General features: G+C 61.1%; 19 protein-coding genes. 12 read left to right on the forward strand and 7 right to left on the reverse strand.

From position 1 onward, the window contains the following. Positions 1-48: 48 nt before the first annotated feature. Positions 49-1,506, forward strand: a complete 1,458-nt coding sequence (locus tag AC1EJ1_RS00295) for an alpha-L-fucosidase (protein WP_070725463.1) — start codon at positions 49-51, stop codon at positions 1,504-1,506. On the opposite strand, the gene hrpA is transcribed toward AC1EJ1_RS00295, so the two are convergent. From hrpA to AC1EJ1_RS00320, 5 genes are read right to left on the reverse strand one after another with little or no spacing between them, the layout of a single operon-like run. Continuing rightward, positions 1,496-5,848 (reverse strand): ATP-dependent RNA helicase HrpA, encoded by a 4,353-nt coding sequence (hrpA, locus tag AC1EJ1_RS00300; protein WP_083314352.1) that lies wholly within the window; start codon positions 5,846-5,848, stop codon positions 1,496-1,498. The genes AC1EJ1_RS00295 and hrpA overlap by 11 nt on opposite strands. Before the next feature lie 18 nt (positions 5,849-5,866). After that, the gene (locus AC1EJ1_RS00305; protein WP_070725466.1) at positions 5,867-6,709 is read right to left on the reverse strand and encodes a carbohydrate ABC transporter permease; all 843 of its coding nucleotides are present in this window, start codon (positions 6,707-6,709) and stop codon (positions 5,867-5,869) included. 1 nt (position 6,710) lies between these two features. Then, positions 6,711-7,643 carry a carbohydrate ABC transporter permease gene (locus AC1EJ1_RS00310; RefSeq protein ID WP_070725468.1) on the reverse strand — a complete coding sequence of 311 codons (933 nt, stop codon included), beginning with the start codon at positions 7,641-7,643 and terminating at the stop codon, positions 6,711-6,713. After that, complete coding sequence (locus AC1EJ1_RS00315) at positions 7,640-9,013, reverse strand: extracellular solute-binding protein (protein ID WP_070725470.1); 1,374 nt, start codon at positions 9,011-9,013, stop codon at positions 7,640-7,642. Before AC1EJ1_RS00315 ends, AC1EJ1_RS00310 begins: the two co-directional genes overlap by 4 nt. Positions 9,014-9,026: 13 nt before the next feature. Next, complete coding sequence (locus AC1EJ1_RS00320) at positions 9,027-12,053, reverse strand: alpha-mannosidase (RefSeq protein WP_070725472.1); 3,027 nt, start codon at positions 12,051-12,053, stop codon at positions 9,027-9,029. Positions 12,054-12,188: 135 nt separating this feature from the next. Here AC1EJ1_RS00320 and AC1EJ1_RS00325 point away from each other — a divergent pair, with 135 nt between their 5' ends. From AC1EJ1_RS00325 to AC1EJ1_RS00335, 3 genes are all read left to right on the forward strand, one after another. Beyond that, positions 12,189-13,535 (forward strand): MFS transporter, encoded by a 1,347-nt coding sequence (locus AC1EJ1_RS00325; RefSeq protein WP_480289107.1) that lies wholly within the window; start codon positions 12,189-12,191, stop codon positions 13,533-13,535. Then, positions 13,532-14,227, forward strand: coding sequence for a ChbG/HpnK family deacetylase (locus AC1EJ1_RS00330; protein ID WP_070725475.1), 696 nt, complete (start codon positions 13,532-13,534; stop codon positions 14,225-14,227). Before AC1EJ1_RS00325 ends, AC1EJ1_RS00330 begins: the two co-directional genes overlap by 4 nt. 124 nt (positions 14,228-14,351) lie before the next feature. Continuing rightward, positions 14,352-15,611, forward strand: coding sequence for a hypothetical protein (locus AC1EJ1_RS00335; protein WP_141757251.1), 1,260 nt, complete (start codon positions 14,352-14,354; stop codon positions 15,609-15,611). A 9-nt stretch (positions 15,612-15,620) separates the two neighbouring features. Here AC1EJ1_RS00335 and AC1EJ1_RS00340 read toward each other — a convergent pair whose 3' ends face one another. Further along, positions 15,621-16,391, reverse strand: coding sequence for an alpha/beta hydrolase (locus AC1EJ1_RS00340; protein ID WP_058237510.1), 771 nt, complete (start codon positions 16,389-16,391; stop codon positions 15,621-15,623). Positions 16,392-16,491: 100 nt separating this feature from the next. On the opposite strand from AC1EJ1_RS00340, the gene AC1EJ1_RS00345 reads away from it, so the two are divergent. From AC1EJ1_RS00345 to AC1EJ1_RS00380, 8 genes are all read left to right on the forward strand, one after another. After that, positions 16,492-16,776, forward strand: coding sequence for a YtxH domain-containing protein (locus AC1EJ1_RS00345; RefSeq protein WP_058237509.1), 285 nt, complete (start codon positions 16,492-16,494; stop codon positions 16,774-16,776). 143 nt (positions 16,777-16,919) lie between these two features. After that, a complete protein-coding gene (locus AC1EJ1_RS00350) occupies positions 16,920-17,960 on the forward strand; it encodes a VIT1/CCC1 transporter family protein (protein ID WP_480295287.1) in 1,041 nt (346 codons plus the stop codon). Between the two features lie 19 nt (positions 17,961-17,979). Further along, positions 17,980-18,735: a trimeric intracellular cation channel family protein gene (locus tag AC1EJ1_RS00355; RefSeq protein WP_070725480.1), complete on the forward strand. Its 756-nt coding sequence runs from the start codon at positions 17,980-17,982 to the stop codon at positions 18,733-18,735. Continuing rightward, complete coding sequence (locus tag AC1EJ1_RS00360) at positions 18,735-19,376, forward strand: SOS response-associated peptidase (protein ID WP_480295150.1); 642 nt, start codon at positions 18,735-18,737, stop codon at positions 19,374-19,376. Before AC1EJ1_RS00355 ends, AC1EJ1_RS00360 begins: the two co-directional genes overlap by 1 nt. A gap of 34 nt (positions 19,377-19,410) precedes the next feature. Further along, positions 19,411-20,865, forward strand: coding sequence for an amino acid permease (locus AC1EJ1_RS00365; RefSeq protein ID WP_227469126.1), 1,455 nt, complete (start codon positions 19,411-19,413; stop codon positions 20,863-20,865). Positions 20,866-20,914: 49 nt separating this feature from the next. Next, positions 20,915-21,577 (forward strand): HNH endonuclease family protein, encoded by a 663-nt coding sequence (locus tag AC1EJ1_RS00370; protein ID WP_480295151.1) that lies wholly within the window; start codon positions 20,915-20,917, stop codon positions 21,575-21,577. Between the two features lie 17 nt (positions 21,578-21,594). After that, positions 21,595-22,446, forward strand: a complete 852-nt coding sequence (locus tag AC1EJ1_RS00375; protein ID WP_480295152.1) for a DUF5926 family protein — start codon at positions 21,595-21,597, stop codon at positions 22,444-22,446. Positions 22,447-22,485: 39 nt separating this feature from the next. Beyond that, a complete protein-coding gene (locus AC1EJ1_RS00380; protein WP_480295153.1) occupies positions 22,486-23,295 on the forward strand; it encodes a glycosyltransferase family 2 protein in 810 nt (269 codons plus the stop codon). Here the strand turns inward: AC1EJ1_RS00380 and AC1EJ1_RS00385 are convergent. Beyond that, positions 23,219-25,519, reverse strand: coding sequence for a heavy metal translocating P-type ATPase (locus AC1EJ1_RS00385; RefSeq protein ID WP_480295154.1), 2,301 nt, complete (start codon positions 25,517-25,519; stop codon positions 23,219-23,221). The genes AC1EJ1_RS00380 and AC1EJ1_RS00385 overlap by 77 nt on opposite strands. Between the last annotated feature and the right edge of the window lie 7 nt (positions 25,520-25,526).

Raw genomic sequence — 25,526 nt, forward strand, 5'->3', positions numbered from 1 at the left:
GTAACATTTAATCGCTGCTGTCAGATACAAAGAAAAGGACTTTCCATCATGCATGCGGGTGACGCACTGAATTATCTGTCCAATGTTCGACCATCATTCCGTCAGCTCCGCTGGCAGGAGATGGAAATGTACGCCTTCATCCACTTCGGCATGAACACGATGACAGACCGCGAATGGGGCGAGGGGCACGAAGATCCTGCACTCTTCACCCCCGGCAACGTTGACACCGATCAGTGGATGCGCGCCCTCAAGGACGCCGGAATGACAGGCGTGATCCTCACCTGCAAACACCACGACGGTTTCTGCCTATGGCCCAGCGCCTACACTGACCACAGCGTCGCCTCCAGCCCCTACCAGGGTGACATCGTCGCACAAGCCAGCGAATCAGCCCGCCGCTTCGGCCTCAAATTCGGCGTCTACCTGTCCCCGTGGGATCGCACCGAAGCCACCTACGGGCAAGGCGTCGCCTACGACGACTTCTTCATCAACCAGCTCACCGAGCTGCTCACCAACTACGGCCCGATCTTCTCCGTCTGGTTCGACGGCGCCAACGGTGAAGGAGAGAACGGCAAGGTCCAGTACTACGACTGGGAACGATATTTCACCCTGATCCGCGCCCTGCAGCCCGAAGCAGTCATCAACATCTGCGGACCCGATGTGCGCTGGTGCGGGAACGAGGCCGGCGTTGCCAGGCCGGCAGAATGGAGCGTCCTTCCAGCAGAACTCCAGTCCGCCGAACGCACACAGGAACACTCTCAAAAAGCAGATGACGGCACATTCTCACGCGAAGTGAAATCCACCGACGAGGACCTCGGATCGCGAGCCGCCCTCGCCAATTACGACGGGCCGCTCGTGTGGTACCCGGCCGAAGTGGACACGTCGATCCGAACCGGATGGTTCCACCACGCCGCCGAAGATGAGCACGTGCGCACCCCTGATGAACTGTTCGCCATCTGGCGCGGCAGCGTCGGCGGGAACTGCTCGCTGCTGCTCAACGTGCCACCCACCCGCAAGGGCGTCCTGGCCCAACCCGACATCGATTCGTTGAAGGGGCTGGGAGATTTGGTGCGCGACTTCTACGCGCGCCGCATCAGCACCGTCACCGTGGACGCGTCCACGTCAACCGTGCCTGACACGCTCACCGCCCAGGCGGGCACCCCGTTCGATGACTCGTACGACCCCCTCATTCCCGCCCTGCTGACCGCCCCGTACTGGCAGCCGGACGAGGGAGACTCAGCGCCCACGCTGACCATCAGCTTCGACCGGTCCACGACTGTTAGCGCCGTCATTATCCGTGAAGCCATCGCTGAAGGCCAGCGCATCGATCGAGTCTCGGTGCGTGGAACCCGGCCAGATGGCTCCATCGTCGATCTAGGCGGCGCGAACTCAGTGGGCTACCAGCGCATCATTTCGTTCGATCCGGTCGAACTGGCCAGCATCACAGTGTCGGTCGAGCAGTCACGCGGATCAGTGCGCCTGGCGCACGTATGGCCAGTCAGTGCCTGAGCAGGGAGTAGATCCTCTTGGCTGAAACTTTCCGCGGAGTGCCCAGCTGCTGAGCGAACAGTGAGACGCGCAGCTCTTCGAGCAACCAGCGCGCCTCGCTGATCGTGCGCGCCCGCTTCGCATTGAACGGATGCTCATCCAATGCGTGTTGCGCCTGCTCAATGGCGTCTTCAACATCACCGATCACGTGCGCATTCTGCGCGTCCTGATCGAGCATGGGTCGCCCTCGCGCCGCACGGTCAAGGCGCACGGCACCGGCACGCACATACCTGGCCAGGTGAGGCAGAACCTCAAACGGTGTGGCTGAAATGAAACCGGGGAAGACCAGCGCCTCAGTCGTATCACGCACCTCCTGGCGAACTTCATTCAGTGACGCGTGCTGATGAGTACGCACACTGTCCGCCACCTCGCTGGAAGCCTCAAGCGTGCGGATCACATGCTGAAGGATCTCGTAAACACGGTCTTCATGCCGGTCGCGGGCCTGCGCAACCAGGCTGTCGAAACGGGTGCGGCTGCGGATCGCTGCCGGCCCGTCATCACCGGAAAGCTGGTCCACCAGGCTCAACGCGGAGGCCCACTGCGCGTCAGAAACCAGCGCCTGCGTCGACTCATACGGGGAGGCAGCCAGCATCATTGCCTGCCGGCCACTCCACCGGGTCGTTACCCGCGCAGTCGCCAGCTGAACTTCGCGCACCAATAGCCTCGCCACCCCCACGCGGTGCAGACGGTTCGCCTCATCGGGATTCGCCACGATCTGCAGACGCACCTCATCTTTGTCAGAAACAAGCGCCGGGAAACCGCGCAATGCCACCTGCGTCGCATCTGGCTCCACCGACCAGGGCACATCGTCGGGAAACTCCGTGACAGGTTCCGGTGTCAGCGCAGGCGAGGGTGCAGCCGCCCGTGCAAACGCTTCGGCCACAGCCCCGCGAACAGCGGTGCGCACGGCATCGTCGGCTGTGCGTGCCAACGTGCGCTGCAGGTACGTCAATGACGGACCCGAACCCAGCTCACGACCATCCTGATCCACTACTCGCAGCGTCATCACAACATGGGAGGGAACATTCTCACGCGCATGAGCCAGATCCTTTGCACCCAGGTCAACGCCACGAATCTGACGCACCGCATCAGCGAACACCTCCTCAAAAGGCGGACGCCTGGCGGGATCGGGATCAATGCCGGCCGAGCGCTTCACGACCGGGGCATGGTCTGGCTCTGGCTGCAACTGCGCAGATGCCGTCCTGTTGCGCCTGACTGATCCGCTGGTCGCCCCCCACTCGGCCAGGCGATCCATCGCGGCGTTCAGGGAACGAGGATCCTCAGGCTCGTCCACTTCAACGCTCACGACTTCATCGTCCCCGCCGATGCGTGAACGAATCCATTGAGCCACATCCACTCCCACTTCCGGAGCCGGAGCCAGCAGACGCCGTTTCGCTTTAGGCAGCGCACGGATCGTCTCAATCACCAGTTCGTCCAGCAACCCAGGCACCAGCCAGTCCATGCCGCGTCCCGTCACGCGCGGAAGCTCTTCTACACGAATCGTCGCCGTCACGCCGTCACGGGCGGCACCGGGGTGAAACTCGTAGGACAGGGGAAACTCCAGGTCGCCCTCGTTCCACGTGTCAGGAAATGCGTCGGCATCCGTTCCCGAGCCGCGCGGCAACAGCAGCTGTGGCGGGTACGTCAGCAGGTCAGGCTTCGAGCGGCGCTTTTTGGCCCACCACCGGTCAAAGTGGCGGGCAGAGATGATGCCCTCAGGCAGCAGGTCGTCAAAGAAATTGACGAGGGAGTCTTCGCCTGCAACGAGTCCGCTCGTGCGTGAACGCTGCTCCACCTCATGAGCCTGCTCCAGCAGGTCACGATTCTGTGCCATGAAACGGTGGTGCTCACGCCATTCGCCACGCACCAGCGCATGGCGGATAAACATTTCGCGCGCCAACTGGCGTGCAGTCAGCGGCTCAACCTCTTCCACGCTGACGGGGGAGTCCTCCTCAACGGTCGTTTCTCCCAGGGCGTCCGACAGTGCGTCAGCGAACACGCTTGGCCCCTCATGGCCGCGCAGACCCTGCGCAATACCAGCCAGTGTTCCCGGACGCGCTACTCGGGAACGGCGTGGGCCACCCTCGTCCATCGTGATGTCGAGCCTGCCGAGCAGGACCGTACGGTCAGCTTCCAGCGTCAACCCGTACAGCATGGTTTTCTGGTGGATCATCGCAGCGCCCTTGCCTGATGACCAGTATGGTTCGGAATAGACGCGGGTGAGCAGAGGGCCGGCCAGAGGCTCGATCCACTCGGGTTTGATGCGCGCCACCGTGCGGGCGAACAGGCGCGAAGTTTCGACCAGCTCCGCCGTCATCACCCATTCGGGGTGGCTGCGGGTCAGGCCGGAGCCGGGCCAGATGGTGAATCGTGTGCCGCGAGTGCCCGCATACTCCTTCTTCGCCGGATCCCAGTTGCCCAGGTTTGACAGTAAGCCAACCAGAAGCGAGCGGTGGATTTCGTCAGCATCAGGTGAGGACGTTGAACGCGTGTAGGCAACGGCTGCGCGCGCAGCGGCGTTTGCGATTCCGCCACTGTTGGCAGCAAACGCCACTTCTTTCGGGCTGGGAATGCCGATGCGGTGAGTATCCAGGCCGAGGGGGCGCGCCATGTCCCGCAACTGCCCGACCACGTCACGCCATTCACGAAAACGCAGATAGTGCAGAAACTCTGCGCGGCACATGCGGCGGAAAGCGGAGCCGGACAGGTCACGTGACTGCACGTTGAGGTAGCGCCAGATGTTCAGGTAGGTGATGAAATCTGAATGCGGATCCACGAAGCGCGCATGCGCCTGGTCGGCAGCCTGCTGAAAGTCCAGAGGGCGCTCGCGGACATCCTGGATCGACAGGGCCGCCACGATGACAAGGACATCGGAGCCGCATCCGTTACGGTCACCTTCAATGAGAATGCGGCCCAGCCGCGGATCGATCGGCAAATGCGCCAGGGAGCGGCCGATCGCCGTCAGCCCGTGGTCAGCGGTCAGTGCCCCGATTTCCACCAGAAGCTGCAGGCCATCCCGAACGGCACGCTGCGCGGGAGGGTCGATGAACGGGAAGCGCTGCACGTCACCCAACCCCAGTGACACCATCTGCAAGATGACGCTGGCAAGTGAGGTACGCAGAATCTCCGGCTCGGTGTACTCGGGGCGCGCGTCGAAGTCATCCTCGGAATACAGCCTGATCGCCACGCCGTTGGCGACGCGACCACAGCGTCCTGCCCGCTGGTTCGCTGAAGCCTGCGAGATCGGTTCGATGGGCAGGCGCTGCACCTTCGTGCGGTTCGAGTAGCGGGAAATGCGCGCCAGACCCGGGTCGATGACGTATCGGATCCCCGGCACAGTCAGTGACGTTTCGGCAACGTTCGTGGCCAGGACAATTCTGCGACGCGAATGACGTTCAAAGATTCGGTGCTGTTCGGCCGATGTGAGCCGCGCATACAGCGGCAGGATGTCAATGTCAGAAATGCTTCCTAGATGGTCAGCCAGCGCCTGCTGCGTGTCACGAATGTCGCGCTCACCGGGCAGGAACACCAAAATGTCGCCGGGGCCTTCCGTACGCAGCTCGTCGACAGCGCGGCAGATACCTTCATCCTGGTCGATGTGGTCACCCTCGTCGTCAAAAAGCGGTTCGTAGCGTATGTCGACCGGGTAGGTACGTCCGGTCACCTCGATGACAGGTGCGGGGTCCTCCGGTGTGCCGAAGTGACGGGCAAAGCGCTGCGAATCGATCGTGGCGGAGGTGATGATGACCTTCAGATCAGGGCGCGCAGGAAGCAGGCGGGAGAGGTACCCCAGGATGAAATCGATGTTGAGGGAACGCTCATGAGCTTCGTCGATAATCAGAGTGTCGTAACGGCGCAGCAGTGGATCCGACTGGATCTCAGCCAGCAAAATGCCGTCCGTCATGAGTTTCACCAGCGTCGTCGGGCCGACCTCGTCAGTGAAACGAACCTGGTAGCCCACAACCTGGCCGGCTTCGCGCCCCACTTTCTGCCCCAGTTCGTGGGCGATACGTTCAGCAACAGTGTGTGCGGCGAGGCGTCGGGGCTGAGTGTGTCCGATCATGCCGGTCACACCGCGCCCCAGCTGCAGACAGATCTTCGGGAGCTGGGTCGTCTTGCCTGAGCCGGTTTCCCCGGCCACCACGACAACCTGGTGATCCCGAATCGCAGCGGCGATCTCGTCGCGCCTGTCGCTTACCGGCAAATCCGGGTATGTGATCACCGGAATGGCGGCGACGCGCTGCGCAAGCTGTTCAGGTGTGAACGGCTTGAACGCTGAATGTTTACGTGGTCGTCGGGGCACCGGCCCAGTCTATGTCGATTAGCCTTTGACTGCTCCAGCCATTGCGAATGAGCCGCCCGAGACTTTCTGGGAGATGGCATACAGTGCCAGCACGGGGGCTGCATACATCAGTGAGAATGCTGCAAGTTTCCCGTAGGCAACGGTGCCGTATGCTCCGAAAAAGTTGAAGATTGCGACGGCTGCGGGCTGCTTGGCTGAATCGAATATCAGCACGAAGGGAACGAAGAAGTTCCCCCATGTCATGGTGAACACGAAGATGAACACAACGACCAGTCCGGGACGCATGAGCGGCAGAACGATTCGCCACAACGTGCCCATCGCAGATGATCCGTCAACCCAGGCTGCCTCCTCCAGTGACACAGGCACAGCGTCCATGAAGTTCTTTAGCATCCACACGGCCATCGGCAGTGACGTTGCCGCCATGAACAAGATGATGGCACCGTGAGAATCCAGCAGATCCATCCGGACGAACAGTGAATACACCGGCACCATCATTGCGGTGATCGGCAGGCAGGTGCCGAACAGGATGGTGTACATGAGGGAGCGCTTGAATCGCGACTTGTAGCGTGACAGCGGGTATGCGGCAAGCGCTCCGGCGGCCACGGTCAGCAGTGCCGTGCCCAGTGACAGGATCATGGAATTGAGCAGCGGACGGAACGTGAGATCCCAGTCGGCTACTTCAGAAAAATGCTCCATTGTCACTGACGACGGGATGGAGAGTGACACTCCTGGAGATGGATGCACTGCGGACACCAGCAGCCAGGCCAGAGGCACCAGGAACGCGATGCTGACGACCAGCAGGGCGACCGACGCCCACAGTTTTGTTGAGGATTGTTTCGGTTGTGCAACAGAGGGCGCCATGTCAGTCCACCTCCGGTTTGAGGACCTTGATGTAGACCAGCGCAAACAGGGCACCGAGGATCAGGGTCACGGTGGCGATTGCGGTGCCGTATCCGACCTGGGAGAACTTGAATGCGCGCTGGAACGCCAGAACAGGAAGAGTTGATGACTGGGTCCCGGGCCCGCCACCTGTCATGACCCAGATCAGTGTGAAGACACCTAGAGTCTGCAACGTGGTGAGCAGAAGGTTGGTTGAAATCGATCCCTTGATAATCGGTATTGTCACGTGGATCAGTCTCTGCCATCCGCCTGCCCCGTCGATCATGGCGGCTTCCTGCACATCAGCTGGCACGTTCGAAAGAGCTGCCGCATACACCATCATGGAAAAAGCTGTTCCGCGCCAGATGTTGGCGATGATGACCGACAGCATCGGGAAGCCAATGAGCCACGAGGGGCCATGGAGGCCGATCATCTCCAGGAAGGAGTTGAGCATTCCGTCTTTCTGGAAGAATGCGTACAAGGCAAACGCGGCGACAATTTCAGGCAGAACCCACGCGATAATGACAATGGTGCCCACACATGTCGCCACCCATCTGGGGACGCGTCGCATCAGCAGTGCAAGCGACATGCCCAGGACGTTCTGGCCGATAACTGCGGAGGCAAGGACGAATACGACTGTCAGCAGCACTGACTTCCAGAATTCAGGCGCGCCCAGAAGAGCCTTGTAGTTATCCAGTCCCACGAACTGTGGCTCAGCCGCGCGAATTCCCGTCATGGCTTGGTTTGTCAGGGATCCGTACAGTGAATAGGCGATTGGTCCGGCCAGAAAAACTGCCATCAGCAGCAGTGCCGGTGCCAGCGCGCCGAACTCGGCGAGACGCCGGGCAGTCGATCGGGTTTGTCCCAACGATGCGCCTGCCCGGACAGTCTCACGTTCTAAATGACCAGTACTCATTGAGCTGCCTGTGTGTTTTCTTCTCCGACGATGCCGATCAATGTTTGGTCGTACTGCTCAGCAGCTTGCTCCGGAGTGGCTTCGCCGGTGACCATCGACTCGGTTGCCACTTGGATATTCGAAGAAATCTGGGAGTAGTCCGGTGTTGCCGGCCTGAAATGCGTGTACTGCACCAGACCGGAGAAGAACTCGAAAGACTCGTTGTAGTTCAAATACTCTGGGTCTTCCTGAACATCCCGGCGCACGGCAATTTGAGACTCGGTGGTGTCATAGAGCTTGGAGTTTTCCATATTTGTGGCGATGGAAATGAAGTCGAACGCTGCCTGCGGGTTGGCGGTCGACGCGCCGATGGACAAGAGCCATCCACCCGACATGGACGTGAATCCTGGTTTCTGACCATTCTGAGTCGGCATCTTCGCAAAGCCGATCTTATCGGCCCACTCGTCCCACTCTTGTTCGCCTTCGATCCAGCTTCCCGGTACCCACGAACCGTCCATGACGATACCAACCTTGCCTGCGGGTAGGAGCTCATGCGATGTCTTGTCTCCAACGGAAGATTCTAACGCAATATCGAGTGGCAATCCGAGTTCTTCGTCAGTCACTGTCTTATAGAATCCCAGAGCATCGCGGAATCCTTTCGACCCGGTGATCCATTTTTGGGACTCTTCGTCATACAGCGTGTCATCTGTGCCGTACAGCAGCATTTCAAAGCCCTGCATGGTTGATGCTTCACCAGCAGCTTTGCCGCCGTAAATCGCCAGCGGAATGGCGTCAGTTTTTTGTTTAATCGTCCTAGCCGCGTCAAGAATCTCATTCCAGTTCTTCGGCTGCCAGTCCTCGGGTAATCCGGCTTCTTTGAAGACGTCCTTGTGGAAGTAGAGTGCGCGTGTATCTGTTCCCAAGGAGACTCCATACGTCTTTCCGTCGGTTGCGACACCGGCCTGTTGCGCGGATTTGTCGAACTGATCCCAGTCCTCCCACTGATCGAGGAACTCATCCATCGGGTACAGGTACCCCGCTTCAGCGTCCGGCATGACCTGGAATGTGTCCTCATAGATGACATCAGGTGCGGTCGAAGGCGAGCCGTTCATCAACGCGAGCTTGGTGAAGTACTGATCTTGATCAGCCTCAATAGGCTGCATGTTGACAGTAATGCCCTCATGGGACGCTTCAAATTCGGTCTTCGCTTTTTCCAGCATGTTTTCAAGCTGGTGGAAGGCAGCAGTCTTCTGATACGCGATGGTCAGTGTGTTGGGATCGCCATTTCCAGCTGAACCACTTTGTCCAGATTGACTTCCACCGGAACATGCAGCCATCCCCAACAGCGCTGCACTGCACAGGATTGCGGTTGCCGCATACTTCTTTCTCATTTTCTACTCCTAGTTAGTTGCGATGCATACGAACTGTCACCAGTTCGAATGGCTTGAGATCAACGTCGAAGCCGCTTTCATCGGCGCGAAGGTCAGCCTCGTCCTCGCACTCGCGCTCCAGTCCATCCACCAGGTGAATTGACGCGAGGTGGGGAATATCGACACTGAATCGCGCCGTGGTGCGCCCGCCTCTTGTTTCATGGAAGCGAACGATCACGTCACCGGATTCGTCATCAGCCAGCTTGACTGCCTCAATCAGGGCATGCCCGCTGTCCAGTGTCACCAGTGCCGGCACGTCATGGTCGCCTCGCACTTCGCGCACCGGCAGGTTCATGCGCTGTCCTTGCGCGATCGCATCGTCAATCTCAGCTCCGACGGTCAGGGAGGTGCGCAGGACGTGGTGGCCCTGATCGGCATCCGGATCCGGAGCCATCGGCGCGCGCAGCAGTGACTCACCGATCTGTACGAACGGCCTGCCCTCGTCGCTGCGCATGCGTACGAACGAGTGCCCATAGGTGCGGTCGTTGGCCACGGCCACGCCGAAATCATCTTCTGCCACGCGCACCCACCGCAGTCCCACAGTTTCAAAGCGCGCGTGCTCCCACGACGTGTTCTCGTGAATGGGGCGCGTGATATGTCCGCACTGAATTTCGGATTGGGCGGTTGTGGTCAACACGTCCACCGGCAACTCCAGTTTGAGCATCCGCCGGCGCTCATGCCACTCGACTTCAGTCGTGAAATCAACCGTCGCAGAATCGGGCGCGATGCGCATCGTCTGAACGAACGTCGACGTGCCCCAGGACCGCTCACACGTCACGACGGCAGCACCGTCTTCTTCACGCACATCCAGAGCGTCCACCGAGTCAATCGGGTTCGGGTGGCGACGGTAATCACCGTCGATATTCCACGCATCCCAGTCCACCGGAATGTCGCGGTACGCGTTGAGTCTGCCGAGCACCTGTCCTGCCGGCACAACCTCACGATTACGGCGCGCATCCACCAACGAGTCAATCAAACCGTCCCGCGTGACATGTACGTTCAGCACGCCGTTCGAGATCTGCCAGCCGTCGTCGCCCTCGTCAATGGTGATGGACGAGGGAGCCTGCGCGCTGACATGTGCGATCACTCCGGCACCCACGCCACGCTGCTCGGCGGACGAGGCGTTCGCGGTGAGCGGGGTCTCACCGTTGCCGGCAACAATGCTGAGCGCGTCATTGATCAGGGTGTTGAGGCGCTCCATGAGGCGCTCGAAGGTTTCTTCAGCTTCGCGGTGGACCCACGCGATTGAGGATCCGGGCAGGATGTCATGGAATTGCAGCAGGAGGACTTCCTGCCAGATCTCGTGCAGCTCATCGTAGGGGTAGTCGGCACCGGTGCGCACCGCTGCCTGCGTCCACCAGTATTCGGCCTCGCGCAGCAGATGCTCGCAGCGTCGGTTCCCACGCTTGGTGCGCGCCTGCGAGGTGAGCACGCCGCGATGGTTCTCCAGGTACAGTTCGCCCACCCACGTCGGCGCATCGGGATATTCGGTCTGCGCGTCGGCAAAAAAGTCGGTCGGTGAGGCGATGCGCACGCGCGGGGAGCCTTCCAGGTCTTTTTGCCTGTGCGCGTTGGCCAGCATTTCCCTGGTCGGGCCGCCGCCACCGTCACCGTAGCCGAACGGCACCAGCGTCCTGGATGCTCCGCCGCTGTCGCGGAATGTGCTTTCAGCGTGATGCAGGTCGGTCGGGCTGAGCGTCGAGTTGTAGGTGTCAACGGGTGGAAAGTGCGTGAAGATACGCGACCCGTCGATTCCTTCCCACCACAGTGTGTGATGCGGGAACGTGTTCGTCTCATTCCACGACAGCTTCTGCGTGAGCATCCATTTCATACCCATGTGCCGTGCGATGGTCGGCAGTGCTGCCGAGTATCCGAAGGAGTCCGGCAGCCACACGTGTTCGGGCATGACGCCGAATTCGCGCTGGAAGAATCGCTGGCCTTCCAGGAACTGTCGAACCATTGCCTCCCCGCCGATCATGTACGGGTCGGATTCGATCCACTGGCCTCCGACGACTACCCACCTGCCTTCGGCAACGCGCTGACGCAGGCGCTCGAACACGTCAGGGTGCTCGTCACGCAGCCACTGATACTGCTGGGCTGAGGAGGCGGCGAACATGACGTCGGGGTCGACGTCCATCAGGTGCAGGACATTCGACCACGTGCGCGCTACTTTGCGTCGCGTCTCTCGCAGCGGCCACAGCCATGCCGAATCGATATGCGCATGTCCGATCGCGTATGCGGTGGTCGCTGACGCGGAGGCCGGAGCGCTCAAAACATCGCTGAGCATCTGCCTCGCCTCGTGTGCGCTGCCCGAAAGATCGTCATAGTCGAGGGCGTCCAACGCGCGGTCAAGTCCGCGGATGATCTGTTCGCGCCTGGGTGAGTCGACGACGGTCACGAGGTCGTTCAGCACGGTCAGGTCAGCCTGGAGTGCTTCAACCGTGGTGTCGATGGCGCGCAGTTCGCACGTAGTCATTGTGTAGATCGACTCTGTGCCGGCTGTTTCTTTCGAGCCCATCGTCGGTGGTGTCACCCAGTCACCTTCGATGACATTCGGGTTGGCGGCCGCTTCGATGTAGAGCTCGAATTCTTCACCGGGCGCTGCCTCGATCGGAATGTAACGGTTGAGTGGTTCGAGCGCCTTAATCATCGTGCCGTCTGGCCGATATGCTGCGCCTTCTGCCTGGAAACCGGGGCCGGCGTCGGAAAATCCCAGGTCAACGATGATTTCGTGGCGGCGCTGGTCGGATGCAGGGTCCCATTCCTGCGGTACGCGCCCGCTGACGTGGAACCATGTCGTGCCCCAGGGGTGCGACCATGCGTAGGGCAGGCTGATGTCGGAGTATTCCTGTGTGACTGCCTCGTCGAAGGGGACGGGTTCGTCGGGCACTTCCCATGCGGTAAGGGTCAGATCTGCTCGTTCGATCGTGACACCCGGGGTGAGCCAGTCGCGCAGTACGCGTGACACCTGGCGGCGGGTGCGTGAACTTTCATCGAACATGAGGCTCCTTTGGCTCGAATTGTGATGTGTTCCTCTCTATTATCCATCATTATTGATGTATTTGAAGAGGGAATGGATCATGAATCATCCTCAAACGTAAAATGTATGCATAATGAGGCGTGCTACGATGCTGCTGTGACCGCCATCTCACCTGAGCGTCGACAGACGCCGCCGTGGCGTTTCGCCATCGGCATGTTTGGCACATCGATTCCGATCAATGTCATCAAAGGGTCGATGCTGTATTTCTACGTGTCGGTCCTCGGTATGGATGCTGCCATCTACGCCGCCGTCTACACGGTCTACGGGATTATTGACGCCATCGATAACCCGATCTTCGGCTATTTCTCCGACCGCACGCGCTCCCGTTGGGGCAGGCGCCGTCCCTACCTCATCGTCGGCGCACTGGTGCTGCTGATCGGCATGATCGCACTGTTCTGGGTGCCTGACGCCGTCGTCGCGGCGAAGACAACATCGCTGGTCGCCTGGTTCGCCACGTTCGCCATCTTGTCCGAAGCGGCCGATTCCATGATCAACGCGGCCTACGGGTCGCTGCTGCCGGAACTGTTCCCGCAGGAAAAGCGACGCGCCCTCGCCAATTCGCTGCGACAGGGATTCCAGTTGGTCGCCATGATCTTCTCCCTCGGCCTTACCCCACTGCTGGCCCGCAACATCCTGGGATGTGACGTCAGGGATGCAGCGTGTGCTGATCCGACCGTGGGATACGAGCGCCTCGCCGTCATCTACGGTGTTATCGCCGCTGCAGTCATCATCTTCATGGCGCTGGGGATCCACGAACGCCACGGCGACGTCGAAGAAAAACGCCCGACGTTCCTGCGATCCATCCGCGACATCGTCACCAACCGCTACTTCTGGACGATCGGCGTGGTCTCAGCACTGTATGGCGCGTCGATGGCGATGCTCATGGGTGGTCTGCAGTTCTACGTGGACTACGCGCTGGGTGGCGGCGCGTTGGAAGCCACCATCATGCAAGGTGTCGTCATCTTCACGTCACTGGGATCACTCGCCATCTGGACCTCGATCGTGCGCAGACGCGGCGCGGCGTGGACATGGCGCCTGGCCCTGCCGGTATGCGCACTGACCTTTGTGCCACTGTTCTTTGCCCACAACCTCATCACCGGCATCCTGTGCGGAATCTGCGTGGCGTTCGGCTGGTCCGGTATGCTCGCCACCAACGACCTGATCTTCGCCCGCGTTCTTGACGAGGATGCCCGCAAGACTGGCATCCATCGCGAAGGGATCTTCCTGTCGGCATTCGGCGTGCTCGGCCGTCTCAATGCGATCCCGACCTCCATTGCGTTGCTGTCGCTGGGCTGGTTCTTCGGATATCGTTCCGGGGAGGTGCCCGGCCCTGACCCGGCGATGGCGTGGCGCGTCTACATGGCCATCTATCCGCTGGTAATCATGCTGATCGGCACGCTGATCTCGCGCTTCATTCGCCTTCCGGAAGCCGACGAAGCATGAGTGCCGAGCGTCGCATCGTCATTACCGCTGATGACTTTGGCATGAACCCCGCGTCCTCGCGCATCGTGTGCGACCTTGTCGCCAGCGGCCGTGTCAGTGCCGTGACCGCCCTCGCCAATTCTGACGACCTGCCCGCGCAGCTGAACATGCTGCGAGACGCCGGACTGAGCAGCGTCGGCCTGCATCACGAAGCAACCGGAGGTGAGATCGCCGATGAGCTGCGCGAACAGCATTCGCGCTTGACTGACTGCGGGATGGACGTCATACGGCTTGATTCGCATTGCGGCGCACTGTATACGCCCGAGGCGCTCCCCGCCGCGCTCGAATTCTGCACCCACTTTTCGTTGGCTTTCCGCATGCCGCGCACCTTCCCCACACAGTTTTTTGCCGAGGGCGACTCGCCCATGCGTGCCCTTCATGCGCAAGCCGTGGCAGCAGCAGACCGCCTGGGAGTGGCTCTGCCGGACGTGATGCTCACCAATACGACGCCGTATCAAGACCTCGCCAGCTACGAGCAGCTGCGGGACAGTTATATTGCGATGCTGGATGATGTGCCTGTCGGAGTCAGTGAAGTGTTTGTGCATCCCGGTGTTGATGATGCCAAGCGGCAGTGGGAGGCGCGGCTCGTCGTTGACTCACAATGGCTGGAAGCACTGGAGGAGCGCGATATTCGCGTGGTCGATCGCTGGTAGCTGGTAACGGGTAGTGGTGGGGTCGTGACGCCGGTCGACAATGTGACGTACATCACTTAAATCAGGATGGTTGTTGGCTGTGTGTGGAACGCAGATGCCAGTGGGTGCTGCCACAATAGAACACATGTTCGACGAAGTAAGTGTTCTGCAGCTCGCGCAGGACGATGCCATAGCTCGCATCGATGCCCTGCGTGAGGCGGATACGCGCTGGAAACAGGCCGAAGCTGATCGTGCCCGCCTTGTCGTCGACGCTGTCCTGGCTGTCAGCCGCGCAGCTCCTGCAGATGAAGAGCGTGTCATTCGCAGTGGCGCGGGTACACCCCTGATTGCCGAGTTCGCTCACCTGGAGGTGGCAGCTGCTCTGGGGTGCTCCCCGCACGTGGCGCTGAACCTTATTTCAGACCTGCTTGACCTGCGTTTCCGCATGCCGCGCCTGTGGCAGCGCATACTGGATCTGGACGTGCCCGTGTGGAAAGCGCGCGCTATCACGATGCGCACCACCAGTTTGTCGCTGGACGTGTGCAAGGAAGTTGATCGCCGAATCGGTGACATCGGCACGTGGAGCAAAGAGCGCACCATCCGGCACATCAACGAGCTGATTGCCGAGGTTGACACCGAACGCATCGAACGATGCTTCGACTTGAAGAAGTCGCACCGCCGAGTCGCCTTCGACCGTGAGAGCTCGACGGATCTGGTGTATCTCGATGCCACCTTGAGCGTGACCGACGCGCAGCTTCTGGAAGGAACGGTCAACGCTTTGGCGCGCACGCTCGTGAGCGAACACCCCGACGAATCTCTGGACGAGCGCAAGTCCCGCGCCCTGGGAATTCTGGCGACGCCCGCCTATGCGCTTGCGCGCCTGGAAGGCGCCACTGGTAAGGCGCTTGATCGCACCCGCCCGCCTGCCACGCTTCACCTGCATATCAACGCTGCGTCGCCGCGACTGGTACACGGTGACAGGTGCGGCACGATCCCGGCGCAGGCTCTTTCCGACCTGCTGGCTCACTGCCACGTCACAGTGCGTCCCGTCCTTGACCTCAACAGCAACCGTGCGGTCGACCGACATGACCCACCGCCCTTGATGCGCCATGCGATGCATATTCGCGAGCCCGTCGAAGTCTTCCCGTACTCCACGATGCGCTCCTCGGCATGCGACCTTGACCATACCGTTCCGTATGATCCGCACGGACCACAGGGCCAGACCCACCTCGGCAATCTCGGTCCGCTCTCACGTACCGTGCACCGCGCCAAGACGCATTCACGCTGGCACCTGACTCAGCACCGACCGGGAATATACGAGTGGACATCTCCGCTGGGGTACCGCTACAGCGTCACCCACGGCAAGAGTCGATACCGCGGACACCGCCGACCTCAGCGCGAATAGGCCTGCCGACTATCGACGAATCGGAACGTGCGTGCGTGACCACTCAAGCGACAGATCCACAAGCGTTTGAGCATCTTCACCTGCGCCGAAATGCGAGCCGTGAATGACCTGGACGGAACTTCCCAGCGGCAGCTCCGGCATGACTTCCTCAGTCATTTCCACCAGGCCGATCTCCTCATCGTCGGCATCGTGAATGATCAGAACCGGCATGGTCAGGTGATCCACTGTCGCTTTCGTGTCGACCAGCGACAGATCCACCAGAGTCTGCCTGGAAATCGTGAAGTTCTGGCGAGGGCCGGGTGAATCGTCAGGGATGGTTGTAACGCCGTGACGCTCCAGTTCATCAAGCTGCTCGGAAGAAAAAATAGCCTGCCAGTCATACGACACGGGACCCAGTACCGCCCCGGACAGCACCATAGTTGTCGCTGCAGGTGGAGCAGCGTTCATGGCGACGGTGGCGCCGTAGGAGTGCGCGTGGATCAGTTGGCGATGGAAACCCTGGTCAGCCAGCCAGCCTGATGCGGCACGCAGATCCTCCGCGTGAGAGTCAAGAGTGATGATGTCATCGTCAGACAGCCCATGTCCCGAATAGTCAAATGCCAGCGTCGCATACCCCGCCGTGCGGTAGTGCCCGGCGAGGCGATCGAAGTGCCCGCCGGAGTGACGATCGGACAGGAACGAGTGAGAAAACAGCACGGCACAGTCAGTGCTGTCCACAGGGTTGACGAACGAACCCGACAGGCTGAGCCCGCGGGGTGTTTCAATCAAGACCTCACTCATACCTTCCAACCTAGCTATTTTTGTCAGTTCTGTGGCAAAAGCGTGAGACAATTCGCCATAAGGAAAATACACTGGGTGTCGACGCGAGAGGAGATCGTCAATGGGAATGAAAATTGGACTCGCCCTCGGCCTGGGAGTGGGGTACGTCCTCGGAACACGAGCCGGACGTGAACGCTACGAGAAAATCAAAGCCGCAGCGCACAAGCTTCGTGAACAGCCCTTCGTGTCGCGTCCCCTCGACAATGCCGGCCAGCGGGTATCCGAAGCGGTGCGCACCGGCGGCGAACGTGTGACCGACAAAGTTGCCGATGCTGTGAAGGAACGCCTTTTCGGCACACCGACCAGTACCTACGAATATGTCGACGTTGAGGTGGAAGAAGAATAATTCCGGACGCCCGAACGTCCTCTTTCGACGACGCTCGTGGACAACGCGCCGGTGGGAGTGCCACTGTAGTCACCGTGACGTCTGAACACACTCCGACCCGCGAACAGATACGCCGGTGGCGCAGGTACCTGGCTGAAGAACGCATGGAACAGGCGACCTACCGCCATCTCGCCGCTCGACGAAAAGACGGCGACAGCCAGGTGCTGAACGCACTGGCAGACGCGGAAGAACGTCACGAAAAACACTGGCTCGACCTGCTTGGCCCTCATGCCTACCCTGAACCCAGGCCTTCGTTTCGCGCCCGGGCACGCGCATTTCTCGCACGCATGTTCGGAACAATCTTCGTTCTCGCGATGGCTCAACGATCCGAACAACGCACGGCGTACGACCGGGACGACGACGCGACCGCGCAGATGGCAGCCGACGAACACATACACGGCGAAGTGATCCGAGGCCTGACCGCACGATCGCGCCAGTCTCTGGCCGGCACGTTCCGCGCGGCAGTGTTCGGTGCCAACGACGGCCTCGTGTCCAATCTGGCGTTGATCCTGGGCATTGCGGCAACCGGCGTGAGCTCCAGGATTGTCCTCGTCACCGGCATCTCCGGCCTGCTCGCCGGCGCCCTCTCAATGGCAGCAGGGGAATGGGTCAGCGTGTCCAGTCAGCGTGAACTGCTCGACGCATCCCGGCCCGACTCGCAGGCCCACCAGTCAGTGCCCGCCCTCGACGTGGATGCGAACGAACTGGCGCTGGTGTTCCGCGCTCGCGGCGAAACGCCTGAGGATGCAGCCGAACACGCGCACCGCGTCTTCCAGCAAGTCGCCGCCCATCCATCAGGCCAATCCGGACCGATCGCCGTGCGCACAGCGCTGAGTGGCAACGACTCTGGCGGTGCCGGTGAAGAAGTGGGGACACCGTGGCGCGCCGCAATCAGCTCCTTCATCTTCTTTGCCGCTGGCGCGTTCATCCCGCTGATTCCGTATATTTTCGCAGCCGATGGCCTGCTCGCTGTCATTATTGCCGCCGCGCTGGTGGGAATTGCGCTGCTGATGACCGGCGGAATGGTGGGTGTGCTTTCTGGTCAGGACCCCATGCCTCGCGCATTCAGACAGCTGGCAATCGGATTTGGAGCAGCCGCCGTGACATACGCTCTGGGCTGGTTGTTCGGTACAACAGCACTTTAAAATCGACGATGTGACTTCTGTGCTCCATTCGCTCAACGATGCGCTTCCCGACATTTTTCGCGCCATCGACCTGATCGGCGTGGTGCTCAACGGCGTACTGGGTGGCCGCCTGGCACGCATGAAAAGGTTCGACATCGTCGGGTTCGGCGTCCTCGCCGTGATGTCTGCACTGGCCGGCGGTATTCTGCGTGACGTCATGCTGCAGGTGGGCCCACCGGCAGCGCTCACTGACCCGTTCTATCTGGCAGCGGCGCTGGTTGGAGCCATCATCGCCTACATGTTCACGTTTGATTCACGGCGCTGGCAGATCGCCCTCGCCTTTGCTGACGGGACGGTACTGGGCTGCTGGGCAGCAACCGGAGCCGCGAAAACACTCGAAGCAGGGTTCGGCATCATGCCGGCACTGATCCTCGGGATGACCACCGCAATCGGCGGCGGCATGATCCGTGACATCGCAGCGGGAAACACGCCGATGGTGTTCGGAGGAAACAACCTGTACGCCACGCCTGCACTGGTGTCCTCCGCGATCATGGTGGCCTTCTGGAACTGGCACCTCGACACCATCGGAATGGCGACCGCAATCATAGTCGGGTCAGCATTCACATTCCTTGCTTTCCAGCGCTCATGGCAGCTGCCTCGCAACTCGGAATGGTCGCTTGCGCACCTGTGGGGCCGCAACCGCGTGGAAACCGCCGCCGTGACCGCTGAAGCTGCAGCTCAGGCAGCGACCGACGCGCTCAACCAGATTCGTGAAGAACTCGATAAGGAGCAATAATGTGCGGACGGTTCGTCCTGTTCGGTAACGACGACGACATGCAGGACCTCTTCGAACTCGACCAGCTGCTGGGGCTTACCGTTCCGTCCTACAACATTGCGCCCACCCAGCCGATCCGCGTCATCATGGAGCACTACGCCGACCAGCGTGTCCGCGTGATGACCGATGCGACATGGGGGCTTGTGCCAAGTTGGGCCAAACCTGGTTTTCGCCCCATGATCAACGCACGTGCTGAAACAGTCACGGAAAAACCTTCCTTCCGCGGGCCCGTCCGGCACCACCGCTGCCTCGTTCCCGCGAACGGATACTACGAATGGCAAGGCAAGCAGCCCTGGTTTCTGTCCGCCGACGAGGGCGACCCCCTCATGGCCTTTGCAGGCATCTGTGACAGCTGGACATGCGCGATCCTGACACGCAGCGCACCGGACGCTCTCGGCACTATTCATGACCGCACGCCGCTGATCGTGCCCAAGGAATTGTGGGGCGCGTGGCTTGACCCGCACCTGGACCGTCCGGATGAGGTGCGTTCACTGATTGACGCTGTTCCCGAGCCACACCTGTTGCCGCGTCGTGTGGGCCGGGAAGTCGGGTCGGTGAAGAATAACGACCCGTCGCTGATCTCACCACTTGAGCGCGCATGACAGCGCACGAACGGAAAGTGTGAGAATCATGACTATGACTGAAACCAGAAAACCGCGCCGGTTCAAAACGCGCCACCTGTCAATGATTGCTCTTGGCTCAGCGATCGGTGCTGGGTTCTTTCTGGGGACCGGGCAGGCCATCGCATCGGCCGGACCGGCCGTTCTTGTGTCGTACCTGATTGCAGCGCTCATCGCGATCACTGTGATGTACTCGCTGGCGGAACTGTCCGCCGCGCTGCCGTCGACCGGGTCGTTCTCAACTTACGCGGAAGCCGGCATCGGACGGTGGGCCGGGTTCACGGTCGGCTGGATGTACTGGTTCATGCTGATCATGGTGCTCGGCATGGAAATCACCGGTGCCGCGCAGATCTTCGTGCAGTGGTTCCCGGCAGTGCCGCAGTGGGTCGTCGCCCTCGTCATCGTGGTGGTGTTGGGCGGCGTGAACCTGCTGGCAGCCGGTGACTTCGGTGAGGTTGAAGCGTGGCTGGCCGGAATCAAAGTCGCAGCCATCATTATGTTCCTGCTGATCGGCGTCGGTTTGCTGATCGGCTTCATTCCCGGCAAGACCGCCCCGGTGATGGAAACGGTCCTTGGCAACGGTGGGTTCGCGCCTTTGGGTATGGCGGGTATCGCAACCGGTTTGCTCGCCATCATCACATCGTTCGGCGGCATTGAAATCGTGACGATTGCGGCTGCCGAAGCGGAAGACCCTCAGCGCGCCATGAGCAAGGCGATTCGCTCAGTACTGTGGCGCATCCTGGTGTTCTACGTCGGATCAGTGATTCTGCTGATCTGCCTGCTGCCGTGGAACTCGCCTGACATGGTGCTCAACCCGTTCGCAACGGTGCTGAACATGGCGGGTATCCCAGCTGTCGGCCGCATCATGGAAATCATCGTGTTCGTGGCTTTGGTCAGTGCTTTCTCAGCCAACGTTTACTCGTCGTCGCGCATGGCCTACTCACTGTGTGCCCGAGGTATGGGCTCACCGTGGCTGCTGGGCGGGTCGGCAACCGCATCGGATTCGCCGGACGCCCTCGCCCATGTCGTGACCGGCGATTCGAAACGTGATCTTGAGGCTGTCATGGCGGAAGAAACTGCAGTCGGTGATATTGCACGAGGGCGAACCCCGCGCCGAGCCGTCAGCCTGTCAGTCATCCTCGCCCTGGTGTCAGTCGGTCTGAACTGGTGGCTGCCGGAAGCGATCCTGGGGATCCTGATCAACGCGATCGGCATGGTGCTGCTCATTGCGTGGGTCTTCATCATCATTTCGCAGATTCGTCTGCGTCCGCTTCTGCGCGAAAATCATGATCTGCCGATCCGCATGCCCGGCTGGCCGTGGACGGGGTATCTGGCTCTGGCTGGCCTGGCGGTGATGGGCGTGCTCATGGCTCTGAGCCCCTCTGCGCGCCCGCAGTTAATCTCGATGCTCGGCTTGATGCTGATCATCATGGGGATCTACTGGATCCGCGAAAAGCTGGCGCGGCGCTAGCCCTGTGGATAAGTCGGGCAGATGCCGACGTGATGCTCATAATGAGTAGGTGCGTGGGCGAATCAGCATCGGCGATTTCATCATCGCGCTGGCAGTCATTGCGTTGCTGGCGTGGGTGTTGTGGCTGTTCATACCCGCCCCACGAGTCGAAGCTCCCGCCGGTCCCGCCGGTGACCAACTGCGCACACTGATCGTACGCAGTGACGAGGGCGCCCCTGACTACAACCGGGACCAGTTTGGTCAGAAGTGGGCCGATGAGGACCATAACGGGTGCGACACTCGTAACGACATTCTGGCCCGTGACCTCGCCCGACCCACATTTAAGCCGCATACCCGCGACTGTGTGGTGCTCAGCGGAACACTGGCAGAACCCTACACGGGCAAGGTCGTCGAATTTCAGCGAGGTCAGGACACGTCGACACTGGTGCAGATCGATCATGTCGTCGCACTTGCCGACGCATGGAGATCGGGAGCCTGGCAATGGGACACAGCCCGCAGGCAGGCCTTCGCCAACGACCCGGACAACCTGCTGGCAGTTGACGGACAGGCCAACCAGGACAAGATGGATGCTTCAGCTGATCAGTGGCTGCCACCTGACCGCAGTTTCCGCTGCGAATACGTGACGCGGCAGATCGCGGTGAAAGCCAAGTGGAAACTCACGGTGACCAGAGCGGAACACGATGCAATGGCACATGCGCTCGCACACTGTTAGCCAGTATTGTTGTGCGTATGGGTAAAGCAAGCCGTCGTAAAAAAGTACAACCCGGACGCAGCACGTACCGTCCGCCGATCCGCTTCGTGGAACGACCCTTTGAAGGGCTCTCATGTGAAAGCGACCTGGTTGCCATGAGGGAAATCATTCCATGTGCATGCATGAACGCCCGCACGAAGGACGGCGTTGAATTCGACATCGTCTCACTGCTGCCAGACGGGCAGGGAGCCATGGTGCGCGGTGACGGCCGAATCATGGTGGGCATGCAGACACGCTTCCATTCCGGCGACCTGTCTCACGATGTGGGTGGCGCGTTGCAAGCCGCCCTCGACGCGAAAGACGAAGGTATCGTTGCCTTTGACGTGCGTGACCCCGCACCCAGGCTGCAGGAACTGCTGGAAAGCGCCGAGCCAATGGAACTGTGCGACGATTTCTCATTCTGGTTCGACCCGACCGAAGAAATGTCCGAGGACATCCGCTCCACGATGGAGCAGACACGCAACGAACTGATCCCCACGCAGGAAGTCCCGGGAGCGCCCGGCATGTATTGGTGCGAAATGAACCGCAACTTCGTGCGCTACGTGACCGACGAGGACGAAAACAAGCTCTTTACCGCGCTGGCACGTATGCAGGTGGCCGGAGATGCCCACGTGGGGGAGGGTTCCCGCTTTGTTGGCGCCTTCCGCGCCTGCGGGCTGGCCATCCCCGTGTTCGAACTGGCCGAGAGCATCAGTGCCGAGGACGTCTCCGCGCCAGCGACAACCTTCATCAGCAAGCTTGAGGACGCGCTCAATGCGACCGAAGCTCTGACACATGATGAGCGTCGAGCCAAACAGGGGCTCGTGTCCCGGCAGGTCACCATTCGCTAGCCCTGCAAGGAGAGGCAAAGTCGGAGTAAAGTTGTGGGCGTGAACGATTCGGGACCCCAACGCGTTGCCGCGATCATCTGGGCGCACGACGATGCTCATGACATTGCCTCCACAGTCCGATCCTGCCGCGCCATTCCCGCAGTCGATTTGCTCATAGTCGTCGATGACGGCTCCACTGACGAAACAGGCGCGCACGCGCGAATGGCAGGTGCCGTCGTTGTTCGACACTCAGTGCCGCGTGGACGCGCATCCGCGATGGAGACAGGCGTGAAAGTCGCAGCGATGCGTGACCGCGCCGACTGGCCACCGCGCCTCCTGCTCTTCCTCTCATCCGACCTGGGCGAATCAGCCGTCGAAGCCGCCGTGCTGGTCGAAGCAGTGATGACCGGGATGGCGGACTGTGCCTGCGCCAGTGAGAAATCCAGTCGCCGCCTGCCCGCCGCACGGATAGCGCGACGAGCCATCCGGCGCGCAACAGGGTGGGCACCTGAATCGCCCATGTCCGAAAATCGCTGCATCACGCGCGAAGCGCTGACAGCCATCATGCCTTTCGCCAACGGGTACGGGCTGGAACCCGCCATGACCATCGACCTGCTGATGCAGGGGTTCACCATGGTGGAACTGCCGTGCGCATTCGTCCACTTGGGTGGAGATCGCACCCTCGGTGAACTCAACAAACCACAGCAGCTGATCGATACGCTGGTGGCGCTGACTGAACGCGGGCCACGCGTGCTGACGCGTTCGCCTTTGAGGCGCTCCGAGAGCCGCGCGTTTAAGCTGGGTGACCCGTATCCGCATCGCGCTGACGAGACCCCAGCGGAGAAATCCGACGCAGACGAAGAGAATTAGTCACCACGCACACCGATGACAACGCCATCGCGCCGGCTGCGATCATCGGGTTGAGCAGTCCTGCGACAGCCAGCGGAATTGCCGCCACGTTATAGCCGAAAGCCCACACCAGGTTCTGCCGAATGACGCGAAGGGTGCGACGCGACAGGTCAATTGCCGTGGCAGCTGCGCGCAGATCCGAGGACACCAACGTGATGTCAGCAACCTGGATCGCCACATCTGTTCCCGATCCCATCGCCATACCCAGCCCGCGATGTCCCGCCTGAGCGAGCGCCGCAGCGTCATTGACGCCATCACCCACCATCGCCACAACGCGTCCCTCATCCTGCAGGCGCTTGACAACGTCGCGCTTGTCGTCAGGCAGCACATCAGCAATCACATGGGTAATTCCGACCTGGTCGGCTACCACGTCAGCGGCACCCTGATTGTCGCCGGTCAGCAGGATCGGCTCAATATCCAAGTTGCGGAACAGGCCGATTGCCTCAGCTGACGAGTCCTTCACCTGGTCGCGCAATACGATCACACCATGCACCTGCGCCCCGGTCAGCGGTGCGTCCAGCTGGCGGCCCATACTCGGTGCAGACGGCTCGGCAGTCTCACTGGCGCGCGAGCGCACACGCGCCTGGTACCCGGCAGCTTCCACAACGTGCACCAACTCATCGTCACCGTGGTCGCGGGTGAGCAGAATCGACGCGCTTTCGGTCGCCAGGTTCACGTGTGCCTCCACCCCCTCAAGCTTGCCGAGCTTGCGTTCCACACGATTCACACACGACGCGCACGTCATGCCGCCCACCGCCATGTCGACACGGACCGGGCTCTCAGCGTCGCTTTCGTCGGCGTGGATTGTCGAGGGCGACTCATCCCACCCTGGAACGCTGGCCACCACGACGGGCGTTGCGCAACGCGATCGGGCAGTGCGCACGATGTCCTCGGGAATACTGATACCCAGCCCCGTGAACCACTCGGGCCTGCCCACCAGAGCCAAACCGCCGTCGATCAGAGCTGAGACACCCATGCCGGAATGGTTGACGAAGCGGCGAGTCGCAACGGGCGTGAGTGAGCGGGACTGTGTGGCGCGCACGATTGAGCGCGCCATCGGGTGTTCAGAGCGTGCCTCGATACCGGCTGCGAGGGCGAGCGTGACGTCGGGATCGCTTGACTCGACGTGTTCGACGGCCAGGTTGCCGGTTGTGACCGTGCCGGTCTTGTCCAGCACAATCGTGTCGATCTTGCGGGTTTCTTCGAGGATTTCAGCTGAGCGGATCACGATGCCCAGCTGGGAGGCGCGCCCTGATCCGACCAGCAGGGCGGTGGGTGTGGCCAGTCCCAGCGCGCACGGGCAGGCCACCACGAGCACGGCAACGGCGGCGGTGGCCGCGGTCTGAACGTCGCCAGAAAAGATGAGCCAGCCGATCAGTGTTGCCGCGGAAATCGCAAGCACGACCGGCACGAAAACCGAACTGATCGTGTCGGCCAGGCGCTGGATCGGTGCCTTCGTGGCCTGAGCTTCGCTGACCATGCGACCGATTTTGGCCAACGCGGTGTCGGATCCAACTCGGCGGGCTTCCACTTCCAGAGCGCCCCACGTGTTGATCGTGGCACCTGCTACATCGTCACCGGGAGCAACATCTCGCGGAACGGATTCACCGGTCAGCATCGACGTGTCAATGGCGGATTCGCCTGAGATGATGCGTCCATCGGTTGCGATGGATTCGCCGGGGCGAACCTCGAAAATGTCTCCGACCTGCAGGTCGGTGCTGTCGACGTCTTCGCGCGTACCGTCAGGCAGAATGCGGTGCGCTGTGGTGGTGCCCATTGAGAGCAGTGAGCGCAGCGCGTCGCCGGCCCGATGCTTGGTGCGCGCCTCCGCATAGCGCCCGATCAGCAGGAACAGGACGATCACGCAGGCGCCCTCGAAATAGAGCATCGCGGATTCGCCGCCCCACAGCAGTGCCCACAGGCTCCACGCAGTTGAAGCGGTCACGCCCAGGGAGACCAGTGTGTCCATTGTTGTGGTGCCGTGGCGCAGACCCTGAATGGCTGAGCGGTGGAAAGGCCACGCGCCCCATGTGACGACAGGTAGTGACAGGATGGCCACCATCCATTGCCAGCCCGGAAAATGCAGGCTGTGGAACATCGAAACGGTGGCAACGACCAGTGTGGGCGGCGCGGTGACGATGAGGCGGCGCCTGAGGTCTTGTGCGCGATCCAGCGCGCTGTGCATATAGCTC

This window comes from Pauljensenia sp. C0170B4 (genome assembly GCF_056590235.1).

Coding starts and splice junctions, on each gene's coding strand:
- AC1EJ1_RS00315 (WP_070725470.1), bottom strand. CDS start 9,013: ATGAGAAAGAAGTATGCGGCAACCGCAATCCTGTGCAGTGCAGCGCTG.
- AC1EJ1_RS00385 (WP_480295154.1), bottom strand. CDS start 25,519: ATGCACAGCGCGCTGGATCGCGCACAAGACCTCAGGCGCCGCCTCATC.
- AC1EJ1_RS00375 (WP_480295152.1), top strand. CDS start 21,595: ATGGGTAAAGCAAGCCGTCGTAAAAAAGTACAACCCGGACGCAGCACG.
- AC1EJ1_RS00350 (WP_480295287.1), top strand. CDS start 16,920: ATGGAACAGGCGACCTACCGCCATCTCGCCGCTCGACGAAAAGACGGC.
- AC1EJ1_RS00360 (WP_480295150.1), top strand. CDS start 18,735: ATGTGCGGACGGTTCGTCCTGTTCGGTAACGACGACGACATGCAGGAC.
- AC1EJ1_RS00335 (WP_141757251.1), top strand. CDS start 14,352: ATGTTCGACGAAGTAAGTGTTCTGCAGCTCGCGCAGGACGATGCCATA.
- AC1EJ1_RS00340 (WP_058237510.1), bottom strand. CDS start 16,391: ATGAGTGAGGTCTTGATTGAAACACCCCGCGGGCTCAGCCTGTCGGGT.
- AC1EJ1_RS00295 (WP_070725463.1), top strand. CDS start 49: ATGCATGCGGGTGACGCACTGAATTATCTGTCCAATGTTCGACCATCA.
- AC1EJ1_RS00365 (WP_227469126.1), top strand. CDS start 19,411: ATGACTGAAACCAGAAAACCGCGCCGGTTCAAAACGCGCCACCTGTCA.
- AC1EJ1_RS00305 (WP_070725466.1), bottom strand. CDS start 6,709: ATGGCGCCCTCTGTTGCACAACCGAAACAATCCTCAACAAAACTGTGG.
- AC1EJ1_RS00345 (WP_058237509.1), top strand. CDS start 16,492: ATGGGAATGAAAATTGGACTCGCCCTCGGCCTGGGAGTGGGGTACGTC.
- AC1EJ1_RS00320 (WP_070725472.1), bottom strand. CDS start 12,053: ATGTTCGATGAAAGTTCACGCACCCGCCGCCAGGTGTCACGCGTACTG.
- AC1EJ1_RS00330 (WP_070725475.1), top strand. CDS start 13,532: ATGAGTGCCGAGCGTCGCATCGTCATTACCGCTGATGACTTTGGCATG.
- AC1EJ1_RS00310 (WP_070725468.1), bottom strand. CDS start 7,643: ATGAGTACTGGTCATTTAGAACGTGAGACTGTCCGGGCAGGCGCATCG.